Annotated in this window: 11 protein-coding genes; 3 read left to right on the plus strand and 8 right to left on the minus strand. The window is 68.9% G+C overall.

Annotated elements, in window-relative coordinates:
• Positions 1-44: 44 nt before the first annotated feature.
• From H1Q64_RS14100 to H1Q64_RS14135, 8 genes are read right to left on the minus strand one after another with little or no spacing between them, the layout of a single operon-like run.
• Positions 45-1,532, minus strand: coding sequence for a S41 family peptidase (locus H1Q64_RS14100; protein ID WP_237905832.1), 1,488 nt, complete (start codon positions 1,530-1,532; stop codon positions 45-47).
• Positions 1,529-2,311, minus strand: coding sequence for a hypothetical protein (locus tag H1Q64_RS14105; protein ID WP_237905833.1), 783 nt, complete (start codon positions 2,309-2,311; stop codon positions 1,529-1,531). Before H1Q64_RS14105 ends, H1Q64_RS14100 begins: the two co-directional genes overlap by 4 nt.
• Entirely contained in the window at positions 2,311-2,859 is a 549-nt protein-coding gene (locus H1Q64_RS14110; protein WP_237905834.1) for a hypothetical protein, read from the minus strand. The genes H1Q64_RS14105 and H1Q64_RS14110 overlap by 1 nt, the downstream gene beginning before the upstream one ends.
• Positions 2,860-2,883: 24 nt before the next feature.
• A complete protein-coding gene (locus H1Q64_RS14115; RefSeq protein ID WP_237905835.1) occupies positions 2,884-3,540 on the minus strand; it encodes a glycine zipper domain-containing protein in 657 nt (218 codons plus the stop codon).
• Positions 3,541-3,568: 28 nt separating this feature from the next.
• Positions 3,569-5,299 (minus strand): formylglycine-generating enzyme family protein, encoded by a 1,731-nt coding sequence (locus H1Q64_RS14120; protein ID WP_237905836.1) that lies wholly within the window; start codon positions 5,297-5,299, stop codon positions 3,569-3,571.
• On the minus strand, positions 5,289-7,154 hold the full coding sequence (locus H1Q64_RS14125; protein ID WP_237905837.1) for an ABC transporter permease: 1,866 nt from the start codon (positions 7,152-7,154) through the stop codon (positions 5,289-5,291). Before H1Q64_RS14125 ends, H1Q64_RS14120 begins: the two co-directional genes overlap by 11 nt.
• 10 nt (positions 7,155-7,164) lie before the next feature.
• Positions 7,165-7,941 carry an ABC transporter ATP-binding protein gene (locus H1Q64_RS14130; protein ID WP_237905838.1) on the minus strand — a complete coding sequence of 259 codons (777 nt, stop codon included), beginning with the start codon at positions 7,939-7,941 and terminating at the stop codon, positions 7,165-7,167.
• Between the two features lie 20 nt (positions 7,942-7,961).
• Positions 7,962-10,157, minus strand: a complete 2,196-nt coding sequence (locus H1Q64_RS14135; protein WP_237905839.1) for a vWA domain-containing protein — start codon at positions 10,155-10,157, stop codon at positions 7,962-7,964.
• Between the two features lie 581 nt (positions 10,158-10,738).
• Between H1Q64_RS14135 and H1Q64_RS14140 the strand changes: the two genes are divergently transcribed.
• From H1Q64_RS14140 to H1Q64_RS14150, 3 genes are read left to right on the plus strand one after another with little or no spacing between them, the layout of a single operon-like run.
• Complete coding sequence (locus tag H1Q64_RS14140; RefSeq protein WP_237905840.1) at positions 10,739-11,422, plus strand: vWA domain-containing protein; 684 nt, start codon at positions 10,739-10,741, stop codon at positions 11,420-11,422.
• Between the two features lie 50 nt (positions 11,423-11,472).
• Positions 11,473-12,231: a PP2C family serine/threonine-protein phosphatase gene (locus H1Q64_RS14145; RefSeq protein WP_237905841.1), complete on the plus strand. Its 759-nt coding sequence runs from the start codon at positions 11,473-11,475 to the stop codon at positions 12,229-12,231.
• Between the two features lie 4 nt (positions 12,232-12,235).
• Positions 12,236-14,074 carry a hypothetical protein gene (locus H1Q64_RS14150; RefSeq protein WP_237905842.1) on the plus strand — a complete coding sequence of 613 codons (1,839 nt, stop codon included), beginning with the start codon at positions 12,236-12,238 and terminating at the stop codon, positions 14,072-14,074.
• The last annotated feature ends 16 nt before the right edge of the window (positions 14,075-14,090 follow it).

The following is a 14,090-nucleotide window of genomic DNA, read 5'->3' on the forward strand; positions in this document are numbered from 1 at the left end:
AGTCGTCTTCTCTCTGCTTCTGGCGTCCTGGGCTGGACGGCGGTTCAGTCGTCACGGTTGGCCGGCCGAAGCGGCGCCGTCGGATCGGTGGCGTCGTCGTGGGCCGGTGGTGGGGCTGCAGCGGCTTTCGACGGGACCTTCGGAGCGCTCCGCGTGGGCGCCGGGCGCGTGATGGCAGCCGGGGAGACGGCTGCCGGGGCGGCCGGCGGTGCGTGGCGCAGGTCGAGCGGGCTCGTGACGGTTCGGGCCTGCTCGCGCCGCACGGCGGCGGCGGCGGCGGCGGGCAGCGGCGGCATCAGGCACAACTGCCCGCCGCCCGGCCCGTTCAGCACGACCGGCCGCATCCGGCCGAGGCCGTTCTTCCAGCCCAGTTCGTCTTCCGCCTGCGGGGCCGCCCGGCGGTCCGGCAGAGGGGCGACCCGGCACACGACCCGCGCGTCGTCGAGGAAGGCGTCGAGCGTGCGCAGCACCTGCGCCGTGTCGTGGATGTTTCCGGCCACCGGCAGGTCGGGGTTGAGGCCCTTGCCCGCGCAGTCCACACCGGCGGGGTCGAGGATGCGCGCCGTCGTCAGCACCAGCCCGCCGCCGTCGGGCAGCGGAAAGGTTTTCTGGGCCACGCACTTGCCGTAGGTCGTCTGGCCGATGGTGAAGCCGTACCGCCAGTGCGTCAGGGCGCGGACGAAGACCTCGGCGGCGCTGACGGTCTGCGGGCCGACCAGGAGGTAGACGACCGGGGCAACCACGTTCTGGCCGGTGCGACTCCGGAACGGTGTCTCCTGGCCGGTCGCGTCGCGCGTCACGGCGACCGGCACGGCGCGGTCGAGGAGCAGCGACACGGCGTCGATGGCTTCCAGCAGGTCACCGCCCTTAGCGTACCGCAGATCGAGAATGGGGGCGCCGGGTCCCGCGGCGGCGCGGGACAGCGCGGCGCGCAAGGCCGGCACCGTCCGTCCGCTCTCGAACACGTGCAGGCGGATGATGGTGCGCCCGTTCATCATCAGGGTCTCGACCGGCGGTATCTCGAACGCGCGCAGGGGAACGCGGCGCGTGGCGCGCTGGCCGGTCACGAGATCGCGCAGCGTCAGTTCCACCTCGCCGAGGGTGTCGAGCAGGATGCGCAGATCATCGACGTCGGCGGGCGGTGCCCGCCCGTTCACGGCGAGAAGGAGCGACGGGCCGGAGATTCCGGCCGCCGCCGCCGGGCTGCCCTGGAGGGGAACGACCAGCAGGCCGTCCGGCGTCTCCGTGACCAGGGCGCCCATGCCGCGGTGCGTGGCGCCCACCGGCTTGCGCGCCGCGACGTCCTTCGGTGTCAGATAGCGGGAATAGGGGTCCAGCGTCGCGAGATAGTCCTGGAACGCCGCCACGGATCGGCGCGGGATGCGCGCCGGCTCCGGCTGGGCCAGATGGTTGGCCGACACGATCAGCGCCGCCGAGTCCAAATCGACCCCGGCCCCGGCCAGGACCGGGGGCGCACGCCACGCCGGAGCGGCGGCCAGCAGCAGGCTGGACAGCAGGATGGCACGCTTCACCGCGCCACCTCGCCCGAGCGACCGCATTGCTGGACGATGAGGGCGGCCAGCTGGTTCTCCCAGGACCCGTTTCCGGACAGGATGCGGCTGGGGTGGAAGCCGACCACGGCGCCCGGCCGCTGCTTGCCACCCCAATCGGTGAAGCTGACGGGGCTGTGGCAGATGCGCCGGTGCGGGACGCACCACCAGTCCGTCGAGTCGACGCCGTCGGGCGCGTCAGGATGATGGCGGAAGCCCAGCCGCCGGTCGATGCGGACCGGAACCAGGCCGTTCGGCGCGGACAAGCCGGCCGACCGTTCGCCCTCATAGATCAGCGCCCAGTCGCCGGACGTGTCTTCGCAGCGAAGCTCCTCGACGACCATGACCCGGTTCTCCCGCGCCGCGCCGGGCGACGGCGCGCTGCCCAGCCGGCGTTGCAGGGCCTCGTCCACCAGCGGTCCCTGGGTGGGCAGGCCGGAGTCGAGGCGGAAGGCCCGCACCGCCGCAACCAGACGGGCGGCGTCCGGGCTGTCCGTCGCTCCACCGTAATAGCCCAGCCGGGCCATCTCCTCGGCCAGCCAGCGCAGGGTGGCCGCGTCCATGCGGTCGGTCTGGTGACCACCGGCCGCCGGTGTTGCGGCTGCCTGCGCCGGCCGGTTCGGCGTGACCCAGGTGATGGTGCGCGATGCGGCCCCGTCCGGAGCGGCAGGGGCCGCTCCGGGGTCGGAGCAGGCAACCACGCCGCCGGCCAGGAGACCGCCGGCCACGCCGGCGAGGATCCGCTTGCGGAAAGCGCGCATCATTGCCCCTTGAGCGCCGCCGCGATGTCGTCGCTGAGGGCGTCGCGCTGCCGCGTGAGGCGTTCGACCTCACGCTGCACCTCCGCGTCGTCCGCTCCGCCGGCGTTCGCCTTGGCGCGGGCTTCGCCGATGCGGCGGTTGATGTCGGCCAACTGCTGGTTGAGCGCCTTCTTGCGGCTGGCCTGCTCCTCCGTCGATGCCTTGAGGCCGTTCAGACGGCGCTGGAGCGTCGCGTTGTCCTTGTCCAGCGAGGCGAGCTGGGCCTGGGCCCGGGTCCGCTCGCCGGCCGAGGCGGTCTTCTCGCCCTGAAGGCGGTTGTTCTCGGACTGAAGCTGTTGGGCGATGCTCTGCGCCGAGGACAGGGTCTGCTTGCGCTCCTCGACGCGCTGTTCGTAGCAGCCGCTCATCAGGCCGGCGGCCCCGCCGATGAAGCCGCCCTGCCGCGGATCGCATTGCTGGGGCGTGGACTGGCAGGCCGAAAGGGCGAGCAGGGCGGCGCTGGCGGTCAGCAGGACGCGCGTCCGGGTCGCGATGCGAACGAAAACCATGTCGGATTCCTTGGAGTCGTGGGCTTACAGGTACTGGCCGAGGGTCGCGCTCTGCGTGCCCATGTCGTTGACCATTTTCTGAAGCTCGCCGATTTCCTTCTCCAGCGCGGCGACCTGGACCTTCATCGCCTGCGCGCGCGGGTTGGCGGCGCCGCCCGGCGCGCTTTCGGCCTTGGCCAGCACTTCCTTCTGGACCAGCAGTTCCTTGTCCAGTTCAGCCATCACCTGTGTGTTCTTCTGGCGCCGCTCGTCGAGCGAGGACTTCTGGGCGACCAGCTGGTCCTTGCGGGCCTTGCCGGCCTTGGCCTGGGCGGCCAGACGCTTGGTTTCCTTCTGGTCCAGGGCGATTTCCTCGCGCAGAAACCCGTTGCGCTTGCTGACTTCGGTGTTCAGGGCGCGGGTCTGCGCGATCTGCCCGTCGTAGAAATCCTCGTCCGACGCATAGGCGTTCCGGCGCTCGTCGATGACCGAGCCGGCGACCAGACCGACGCCGCCGCCGATGGCCGCGCCGATCAGGGCGCCCTGCCGGCCGCCGACCAGCGCCCCGATGAGGCCGCCGATGGCCGCGCCGCCGACGCCGCCCTGGACGGTGGCGTCGTTCTTGCCGGAGGTGGCGCAGGCGGTGAGCAGCAGCGACCCGATCACGGCCGTGCAGACGGACATCTTCAGGGTGCGTTTCATGAGAATTCTCCTTCCGACCGGGCTGCGGTCAAAGCTGGTTGAAAACGTTGGTGTCCTTGAAGCGCTGGATGATGGCGTCGCGCCACGCCTCGAAATCGGCCTTTTTGGTCGTGAGCGCGGCCAAGTGGTCGGCGAAGAGGTCGAAGGCGACCTTGCCGGCCAGGTTGACCTTGCCGGCGGCGATCTGCGCCTTGAAATGGTCGGCGCTGGCGGACGCCAGACGGTCGCCGCAACCGCCGACCTCGCTCAGCTTCTCCTGGTACTTGGCGAAATAGATGTCGGCGTCGACGCGGTTGCTGGACGCGTTCTTCAGGATGTCGGCGACCTGCTGCTGGTCGGTGGCGCTGAGATCGGTGCGCTTCGACCGCAACGCTGCGAAGCGCTCGTAGAATTCGGCCTGACGGACGGCGCGGCCGTACAGCGTGGCGAAGAACACGCCTTCCTCGAGCGACTTGGAGCAGACCTCCTGGTTGCGCAGATCGAGCTGCTTGGAGGCATCGGTCAGCGCCGAGCGGACCTGGGCCAGTTCGCGTTCGAGCTTCGGGTCGCGCGTCTCGTTCATGGTGCTGGAGATCTGCACGAGGCTGGTCTGTGCGGTCTGCAGCGCGTTCGACGCCTGCGCGCCGCCGTTCAGCAGGGATTGGCCGGCCGGAGTCTTGGCGCGGATCGTCTCCATGTAGGCTTGGTGCTCGCGCTGGAGCTGTTCCATGTAGCCCTTGGTCGGCAGCACCGGGCTGCCGATGGCCAGACGGAAGCCGGTGGTGGGCGAGCGCACCTCGACGATGGCGTCGCCCTTTTCCTGGTAGAGACCGACCTCCGACCGCGCCGCGGAACGGATGCTGCGGTCGGTGTCGAGGAAGCTGCCGCCGCGCGCCACCAGCGCGCCGGCCTTGCCCTGACCAAGCTCGGCCTGGAACAGGTTGGCGGTCAGCTCCTGCACGTTGCCGAACATGTCGTGCAGCCCGCTCACGCCGTCCAGCGAGCCGATGCGCCGGGGCTTGCTCTTCGCGTTGGGCTTCACGAAGGCGTAGGTCTTCCATTCCTTGCGGTCGAAGGGCAGGGCGGCGGCGAAGTTCGGGTTGTCCACGCCGCCGCGCGCCGCGTATTCCCACTCCACCTCCGTCGGCAGGCGCAGGAAGCCGGGCATGCGGTAGTTTTCGCCCTGCGCGCCGATGGTTGGCAGCTTGGACCGGCAGTTTTTGTCGGCGTAGCACCAACGGTTGTACTCGGCGAGGACGTTCTGGACGTCGTACCAGGAGATCCAGGCCATGGGCATGGACAGCTCGCGGTCGAGGTCCTCGCCGGTGAGCTGGGCGAGGTCCTTTTCGTCGGGGTTGCCGGAGATCTCGATCAGGCGCTGCACACCCTTGGCCATGTCGCCCTGGCCGAGCACGGCGGCGACCTGGGCCTTCGACACCTCGTACTTGCCGATGTGGTAGACCCAGCGCTTGCCCTGGTCGTCCTGGAACGAGCCGCCGACCATGGCCTTCTGCGGGGCTTCGAAGATTTCGCCTTGCGGATCGCCGATCTGCACGACGCGCTCGAAGCTGCCCCAGAAGTTCTCGCCGGGCACGGCGATCTTGCGGAACACCATCTGCAGGCCGCCAGGCATCGGCAGCAGGAAATCGTCCGGGGCCGGGCACGGGTCGAAGCGGGAATCGCCCTCGCCCTCGTGGGCGCATTTCGCGAAGGCCGGCGCCGACAGGCCGGTGACGACGGCGGTCAGCGCGGCCAGGACCGCGAAGCGTTTATTCGACACGAATTGCCTCCGCAGGATCGATGCGGGTGGAGCGCCACGCCGCGTACAAAGACGCCAGGACGGCGCCGACAACGGTGGCCGACGCGGCGCCGGCCAGGATGGACGGGGGCAGGTGGCACAGCCGCTCGCCCAGCTCGAGATCGCCCGCGAACACCCCGTTGATGACCGACGCCAGGGCGTAGAAGCCGCCGATGGCGAAGCCGGAGGCCAGCAGCGCCAGGACGGCGCTCTGCCACACGGGGAAGCCGAACACGGAGCGTGGCGGCAGGCCCATCAGGCGGATCAGCGACAGGTCGCGCCGTTTGCGCTCCACCGCCGCATAAAGGCTGGCGACCAGCGCCGCCATGCCGCCCAGGATGCCGACCACCGCCACCAGCCAGAAAATGCGTGTCAGGCCGCGGTCCAGGGTGCGGATGCGCTCGATGGCCTGAACCTTGGCGTTGGTTTCGATCCCCTGGTCCCGCAGATGCCGGTGCAGGCTGGCCACGTCGTCGATGCTGCGGGCGTAGAGCCGGAAGCCGCGGTAGCCCGCGGGGGCCAGGAGCAGCGCCCCCTGCGCCGGGTCGTGGGCGACCTGACGCTGGGTGGCGGTGCGCAGCGCGCCCAGAAGCTCGGACGGAACGATGGCGCGCGGCCCGGCGACGACGCCCTCGACACGGACCGGCAGGTCGGCGACGGTGACGCCGGAGATTCCCCCCGCGGACAACCGGACGCCGACCGTCCCGGTCGCGGCGATGCCCCGGGGCAGCAGGATACGGGCGTACTCGTCAAAGCGGCGGGCCTCGCTGGCCGGCCCCCAGGGCAGGTCCGGCAGGCCGAGCGCCGCCGCCTGCTCCGGCGGCAGCGACAGGCCAAGCACCGGCACCGCCGCGCCGCCCAGTTGCAGGGTGCTGTCGTGCAGGAACGGGATCACGACGGCGTTGCGGCCGCGCAGCTTGTCCTTGACCGACCGCACCGCCTCCCAGCCGACGGGGGTCTGGACGACCTCCAGCGTCAGCGCACCCCAGCCGTCCGGCAGCGCGATGCCGGTCCGCGCGGCCAGCGCTTTCGCGGGCAACGGGTCCATGCGGGTGAAGCCGGTGCCGATGGTCAGCGTCCGCGCGGTCAGCGGATCGATCCGCTCCGGCGTCAGCACGTAGGCGCCGTCGAAGCTCTGGTGGGCGTGGGGCGTTCCGCCGGGCCAGCCGCGGGCGGGCACGGCAAGCCCCTCGCGGTAGTTCTCCACGTCCATGGCCAGCGGCAGGGTCGTGTAGACGCGCGGCAGCGGGTCCGCGCGCGGCGGCAGCACGGCGGCCACGGTCAGGAGCTGCGTCGCCGTCTCGCGCCGTCCCTGGCGGACGCGGGCCACCTGAAGCTCGACGCGCTTGCCGGTGACGACCTTCAGCTTGTCGGCGGCGTCCGCGGACAGGACGGCCTCGTCGGGGCCGGGGATCGGCGTGTTGTTTTCCAGAAGCAGCGGGTCGCCCCCCGCCGTCGGCAGCAGGTCCAGCGGCTCGCTGCGGTCGCTGCCTTCCGGCGCCAGGCGGACGATGGAAGAACCGCGCAGGATCGTCGGCACCACGAAGCTGACGCGCGGGTCGCGCGCGGTGCCCGCGAACCAGGATTCCGGCAGGGCGAGCGTGCCGTCGGGCTTCAGTTCCCGGAAGACCGGGTCTTCCACCAGGCGGTTGCGCAGCGTCTCGATGGTGCCGTTCTTGAGCCCGAGCAGAAGCAGCAGCGGCGCCAGGATGGCGGCCAGCGCCAGCACCATGCACAGGCTGAGGATCCATTCGTGGCGCAGGTCGGCCAGGGCGAGCCGCCCGATGGTCCAGCGTTCGGGCGTGCCGGCGGGGCGCGAGGGGGCGCGTCTGGTCATCGGTGCGCCCTCATGAGAGGCGGTGGCAGACCGAGCGGACTTCGGTCGGCGACGGGTGCGACAGGGTGAAGCTGTAGGTCGCGTCCGCGAAGGGACGGACGAGGTCGTGGTCGTGCGTGACCATGACGATGGTCGTGCCGCGGTCGCGGGCCAGGGCCGCGAAATCGGCCACGATGGCGCCGGCGCGGGCCTTGTCCACGGCGGCGGTCGGCTCGTCGGCCAGGATGATGCGCGGCTTGTGGATCAGCGCGCGCAGGATCGCCGCCCGCTGGCGCTGGCCGCCGGACAGGTGCTGCGGCTTCTTGGACAGCATGCCTTGGATGCCGATGCGCTGCGCCAGGGCCTGGATCTCGTCTCGGCCGGCGGTCGCTCCGGCAAGGCGGGTGGGCAGGCGGATGTTTTCCTCCACCGAGAGGAAGGGCAGCAGCCCACCGGTCTGGAGCACGTAGCCAAGCTGCGTGCGCCGGATGGCGGCCAACCTGTCCTGGTCGCCGAGCGCCCAGAGATCCTGAAGATCGGCGGCGGGGAAGCCGTGCCCGGCGCCGAGCACGAAGCCGGCGCAGGACGTCGGCCGCAGCACCAGGGCGAGCGTGTCGAGCAGCGTGCTCTTGCCGCAACCGCTGTCGCCGACGATGGCGACGAACTGCCCGGGCGCGACGGCGAAGTCGGGCACGTGCAGTTCGAAGCGCGCGTCGGCCTGGCTGCGCGCCTTGCGCAGGTCGCGGACGGACAAGAGGGCGCCCGCCGCCGTGGCGACGGGCGCGGGCTTGCGGATCGTGGTGGTCATGGACCGGACGGCGCCTTGGATCAGGGCAGGGCGTCGAGCGGCAGGGCGTAGACCTTCGCGCCGTCGGTGCCGCGCCCGTCCAGAACCTTCCAGGCGTCCACGTTGGCGTTCACCTCGACGTAGTACTGGAGCTTGGACTGGAGCGACTGCTCCAGGGTCACGCGCTCGTCGGGGGTCAGCGCCTCATAGGTGGCGTTGTTCATCTCCATGATCGCGCTGCGGTACGGCAGCTTTTCGATCCACTTGGGCATCAGCTCGGTCTGCGCCAGCTTTTGCGCCTTTTCGAAGTCGATCGGCGTGCCGGTGGTCGTCTGGGCCATGACCGACTGGAGCGCGGTGAAGAACTCCAGCTGCGCCACCTCCGCGGTGGACAGCGCATCGGTGACCTTCTGGAGGGCGCCGATCAGGTCGTTCAACTCCGTCTTGCTGACCAGCACGCGGACGTCCAGCGCCTTCTTGCGCGGGTCAATCAGGTCGCGGTCCATCGCCCAGAAGGTCAGGTCGCGGACGGTCTCGCCGCCCAGATAGTTGATGAGGGCGGCTGCCGCGACCTCGTTGATCTTCTTGGCCTGCTCCTTCACCTCGGGCCGGTCGGCCTGGGCGCCCAGAAGCTCCTTCTGGCGGGCTTCCGGGTTCCAGCCTTCGTCCTTCAGTTCGGCGTCCCCGCCGGCCGGGGCCGCCGCGGCGGAGGGCGCCGAGGAGGGGACGCTCACCGATTCGCTCAGCGCGTCCGGAACGACCTCACGGCCCTTGCGCGCCGCGTCGACCAGTTCCGAGAGTTGGCCGGAAATCTGCTTGACCACCGTCGCGTATTCCTCGGGCTTGTCGGCGTCGAAGGAGAACAGGGCCGGCGCGTTCGTACCGGGGTTGTTGGCCAGCGTCGAGAACTGTTCTTCCGCCTTCGGGTGATCCTTGGCGTAGCGCTGCGCCTTCAGATGGATCGAGTAGACGGACACATGCTGGTCGTTGGCCATGTGGCGCAGTTCGGCCGCGCTGAGGCGCGTGGTGCTCTGCTTGTGGCCCGGCTCATGAGCCGAGGCGTCGCCGACCATGACCATGAAGCGCAGGGCGCCATCGGTCCAGGCGGTCTCGTTCAGCGCGGTCTTGACGCCCGCGTAGCCTTCCTCGGCGTAGTCGTCGCTGCTCACGGCGGAAGCGCGGACCTGCTGGTCGATTACCGACACGAAATCGGTGTCCTGGAGCAGCTTCGGCGTGAAGTTCTTCGACACGAACTCCAGCTTCGGTTCGACCCGCAGGTCGTCGCGGTAGCCCACGAGACCGAAGCGCACGGCCTCCTTCAGCTTGGGATCCTTGGTGATGGCGCGTGTGAGGTCGGTGATGGCCGTCTTTGTGCTCTCCACGAACGGCCCCATCGAGCCGGTCAGGTCCATGACGAAAACGATGTCGACCTTCAGCCCCTTGGCCGCGTCGCCGGACAGGGTGGCCTTTGCGGTGCTCGCCTGGGCGTAGGCGGCGTTGCCCAGCGTGGTCTGGTTCTTCTCGTCCGACCGCTTGCCCGGAACGGCCGCCGCGAGCTGGAGCAGCCGCGCCTCGTCGTCGAACTTGGTGACGGACTTGAAGTCCAGGACGGGCAGCACATAGAAGTTGTCTTCGATGTCGGCGAAGCGCTTGGGCTCGATCGACACGACCGACTTCGGCTTTTCGCCCTTCTCGACCGACTCATAGATCTTGCCGGCTTCGGACTCCCGGTCCTTGCCCAGGGCGATCCGCTCCAGCGCCGCCTGGTCGTCGAACATCAGGACCGGATGGCGCGCTTCCTTGCCGACCCCCGGGTGGGTGTAGGCGACAACCAGCGCCTGCCGCCACTCCATGACATCCTTCGCCGGCATCCAGCCCTCCGGCTTGGCTTCGCCGCCGCCGACCTGATACCAGCCCTTGGCGTTGGTCGGGTCGGTGTAGTCCACCTCCTCGCGCGCGAAGACGAACAGCGGGCGGAAAGCCGGCACGTTCTCGACGGCGAGGTTGCCGGGGGAGGCGTCCTTGGACTTGAAGATGCTGGCGCTCGGACGCGGCAGCACACGCAACGGCAGCAGCGTCTCGGTCTCGCGGCAGGGCTTGCCCGCCTCCTGGCACTGGATCTGGTAGCTCGTGCCGGCGGAGGCCGGCAGGGCGGTCAGCAGAGCGGTCGGCATGGCGGCGAGGAGCGCCCAGCCTGCAACCGAAGAGCGCAGGCTGAGTTTCGCGAGGGAGGGCATTTGCAATTACCTCTTGCGCGTCTTGAGAGTGATTCGCGGCGCAGGTCGCCTGCGTTGCGAAAGACAAAACAAATCAGTCCAAGACTCGCAAGTGGATTTTCCGCTGTGTGAAGGCGTTGATCGAGGCGCAGCAAAAAGAAAGTGATTTTTAACCATAAAACACAACAGTTTCTTACGGTGAGATTTTGGGTGTGTTGAAACCGCTAAAGATGCACGTTCGGCCCGATTGGCTCAACCGCCAACCACTGCGGCGGTTTGGCGCAGCGCTGCCGACGGTTGAAAGTCCGCGGCTTAGCGTCTTGACGTTGCCAGATTGCCCGTGTATGCCGGAAAAATGCTACCGATTTCGATCGGAAATCCATCGGTTTGGCCAAGCGCCAAAGCGAATGGCTTGACTGCGGCCGGCGCGCAAAATGCTGATTTTCATTGCTCCGGACGCAGCGAACATTTTGCTTTCCGCACAGGATTTCTTGAAATAGAAAGTCGGCTTTGAACGTTTTCAGAAGCAAACGGGCCTGCGCGTTTTACGGGTGTATTCCCCGCCCGGTTTCCTGCTGCGGCTCACAGCCTGAAGGTGCCTTATGGATGAACAACTCATTCCCGATGTCGCGCTGAAAAGGAACAAGGCGGAGCGTCTTCCCTGCGTCGTGGTTGTGGACGGATCGCTGTCGATGGGGCAGAGCGGGGCCATCGCCGACCTGAACGAAGGCCTGAAGCTGCTCGCGGCGGACCTGAAGGACGACGACGACGCCTGCGACGCCGTGCAGATCGCGATCATCCGCATGGGCGACGACGACCAGGTCGAAACGCTAATTCCTTTCACCGATGCCGCGGATTTCCTGGCTCCGGCGGTCCGTGCCAACGGCTCGACGCCGCTGGGCAAGGCCGTGGACATGGCCATGTCGATGATCGAGGACCAGAAGCAGCGCTACCGGCAGGCTGGCGTCACCTACAAGCGGCCCTGGCTGTTCGTCATGTCCGACGGCGAGCCCACCGACGAGATCCAGGAGGTCGCGTCGCGCGCCCGTCAGGCTCAGGACGACAAGAAGTTTATCCTGTGGGCGATCGGCATCGGCCGTCAGGTCAACCTGGGGCCGCTGTCGCAGTTCTGCACCCCCGATCGCCAGCCGGTCCGCCTGGAGCAGAGCAAGTTCAAGGAGATGTTCAAGTGGATGTCGGAGTCGGCCAAGTCCGGCTCGAAGAAGGCGTCCGGCCAGCAGGTCTCCATGGCCAATCCGAGCGGCTGGATGTCTGCGACGCTCTGACCCGGCCGATGGACTTCCACCAAACCGACAGCGAAGGCGCGCCCGGTGGCTTGATCGCAGCCGGGTGGCGCCTTGTCGGGGCCTGCGTGCGCGGCCCCGCCCACGAAGCCAAGAACCAGGAGGGACAGGACGCGCTGGCGTTCGGTGCCGAGGACGGCCGCGCCGTGGCGGTGGTGTGCGACGGGGCGGGGTCGGCGCGGCACGCCCGCGCCGGGTCGACGCGGGTGTCGTCGATGGTCGCCTCGGCCTTCCTGGCCGCGCCGGCGGCGAGTTTCGATGGCGTCGAGACCTTTCGCGCGCTGGTTCTCCAGGCGGTTGATTTCGCCCGCGGATCGCTGCTGGCCGACGGTCTGGATCTGGAGGACTGCCACGCCACCCTGGTCGCTTTGGTGGCAACACCGGAACGGACGCTGCTCGCCCATGTGGGCGACGGCTTGGCCGCGGTGGCGCCGGCCGCCGCCTGGGACGACGTCGTCCTGTCGGAGCCGCGCAACGGCGAGTACGCGAACCAGACCTGGTTCGTGACGATGGAGGACTGGCGGGACCAGCTGCGCGTCACCGAAGCGCCCCCGCTGGCTGAAGGCGGCGTGGCGGTGGCGATGACCGACGGCGCCATGCCTTTCGTGATCTCCGCCGACGGCACGGCGCTGGAACCGGACTTCATGGGCCCGGTGTCCCGCTTCCTGTACTCCAGCGATCCGGAGGCGGCGGCGCGGGCGCTGCAAGGCACGCTCGGCAGCAAGGACGCCCGCCGCATCAGCGGCGACGACAAGACTCTGATTTGGATCGGCCGCGAACCGGCCGGCTGACCGCATGGACATCGTCTACGAAGGCCTTATGGGGCAGACCGTTCTGCGCGACTTCACCGCCGCGGCTGTGAGGCTGGGAGGGGGAGGCGCCGGCACCGTTTACCGCCACCCGGCTTTGCCGAACCTCGCGCTGAAGCTCTACAACGATCCGGCGACGGCGGCGGAGCACGCCGAGAAGGTGCGGGCGATGGTCGCCCGGCCGCCGCGCAACGTCAAAACGCCGGATGGCACGGTCCAGATGGCCTGGCCGGAAGGCATCCTCACCGAAGGCGGGGGCTTCCGGGGCTTCGCGATGCCGGTCGTTGACTTCGGCCACGCCTGGACGTTGCAGCAGGTGACCCGCCCGACGCAGCGCGCGCGCCGGGGGATTCCGGACAGCCTGCGCCTGCGCCTGTACGCGGCGCTGAACCTGTCCATCGTCCTGGACGGCCTGCACGAAATCGGCCACTACGTCATCGATCTGAAGCCCCAGAACGCGCTGGTTTATGACACCAGCGACTCCAAGCGTTCGGCTTACGTCGTGCTGGTGGATTGCGACGGCTTTCAGATCCGCGGACCGGACGGCCGCCGCCATGACGCGACGCTGGCCACGCCGGAATTTCTGCACCCCAAAGCCGCCACGCTGGGTGCCGACGGCAGCGTCTCGTTCGATGGCACATCGATCAACGACAGCGCCGGACTTCAGGACCAGTTTGCGCTGGCGATCATCATCTTCCAGCTCCTCAACGAATCGCTCCACCCAATGTCCGGCCGGGAGACCGGCATCGCGACGCTGCCGGCGGAACTGGGCGCCCGCCTGATGCACGGGGGGCGGTATTATCCCTATGGGGTGAAGGACAACCCTTACATCAAGCCCGACCCGGACAGCATCCACACGTGGTTTTCGCCCAAGCTGCGGGGTCTGTTCGACCGGGCCTTCTCCGGCGACACGACGCCGCCGCGCCCGGGCGAATGGGTTGCGGCCCTGCGCGAACTGACCGACCCACGGACGTTCGAATGCCGGAACGACGAGAACCATTGGAGGCTCGGCGACACCTGTGGCCTGTGCGCGAGGCTCGGCCATACAGTCAAACCCCAGCCGCCCACGGCGAAACCGGGGCCCGTCGGGCAGGTGCCCATGCCGCCCAAGCTGCCACAACCACCAAAAAAGCCGGTGCCGATCAGGATGTGGCGCCAGCGCCTGGAGAGGACGATGTTGCGTGGCACCGTGGCGACCAGTGTGGCACTCGGCGCTTGGCAGTTCATGCCGCCGGCCATGCGCGCGGAGGTCGAAGACGGGGCGATCGCTGTGGTGGAGCAGGCTTCGGATGCGATGCCTGTGATCGAGCAGACGCTGCGGCCGGCTCTGCAGGGCATGATCGAACAGGTCTATGCCCTATCCCGCAACGCCGAGACGACAGAAGTCGCGCCAGTCCCATCCCCGTCGCCCGCGGAGTCGTCTCCATCGCGTCCGCCTGCTGCCCCGTCGGCATCGACCGGTCTGAGGCCTGCGGGGCAGCCGCCTGCGCAGACGGTGGCGTCCCATCGCACAGCGCCGCAAGATCTTCCCATCGTGGCGCTTGCGGTCAAGGATCTCAGTGTCTTCAGTGGCCCCCGTTTCGCCGACAAGGAGGAACTCGGCAGGTTGGAGAAGGGGGCGAAGGTGTCGGCCCGGGTCCATGATTCGGGGTGGTACCAGATCAGTCTCTCCGGCGTGTCCGGTTATGTGCCCCGCAGCAGCTTCCGCGTCGTCGGGTATCGCGACATGGACGACTGCCGCATGGGCTGGGATGCGCGCACCGCCAAGCCGAGCCTCTCCTGCCAGACCAAGACCGGGACCCGCGAAACCGTCGAATTGGATTGAACGTCGAAGCGGAGCC

Origin of the sequence: Azospirillum brasilense (assembly GCF_022023855.1) — a bacterium.
Lineage (GTDB): Bacteria > Pseudomonadota > Alphaproteobacteria > Azospirillales > Azospirillaceae > Azospirillum > Azospirillum brasilense_F.

What these genes read in the sequence shown, in the direction of transcription:
- H1Q64_RS14105 (WP_237905833.1), bottom strand. Translation starts at nt 2,311, where the DNA reads ATGCGCGCTTTCCGCAAGCGGATCCTCGCCGGCGTGGCCGGCGGTCTC.
- H1Q64_RS14110 (WP_237905834.1), bottom strand. Translation starts at nt 2,859, where the DNA reads ATGGTTTTCGTTCGCATCGCGACCCGGACGCGCGTCCTGCTGACCGCC.
- H1Q64_RS14115 (WP_237905835.1), bottom strand. Translation starts at nt 3,540, where the DNA reads ATGAAACGCACCCTGAAGATGTCCGTCTGCACGGCCGTGATCGGGTCG.
- H1Q64_RS14125 (WP_237905837.1), bottom strand. Translation starts at nt 7,154, where the DNA reads ATGACCAGACGCGCCCCCTCGCGCCCCGCCGGCACGCCCGAACGCTGG.
- H1Q64_RS14130 (WP_237905838.1), bottom strand. Translation starts at nt 7,941, where the DNA reads ATGACCACCACGATCCGCAAGCCCGCGCCCGTCGCCACGGCGGCGGGC.
- H1Q64_RS14135 (WP_237905839.1), bottom strand. Translation starts at nt 10,157, where the DNA reads ATGCCCTCCCTCGCGAAACTCAGCCTGCGCTCTTCGGTTGCAGGCTGG.
- H1Q64_RS14140 (WP_237905840.1), top strand. Translation starts at nt 10,739, where the DNA reads ATGGATGAACAACTCATTCCCGATGTCGCGCTGAAAAGGAACAAGGCG.
- H1Q64_RS14150 (WP_237905842.1), top strand. Translation starts at nt 12,236, where the DNA reads ATGGACATCGTCTACGAAGGCCTTATGGGGCAGACCGTTCTGCGCGAC.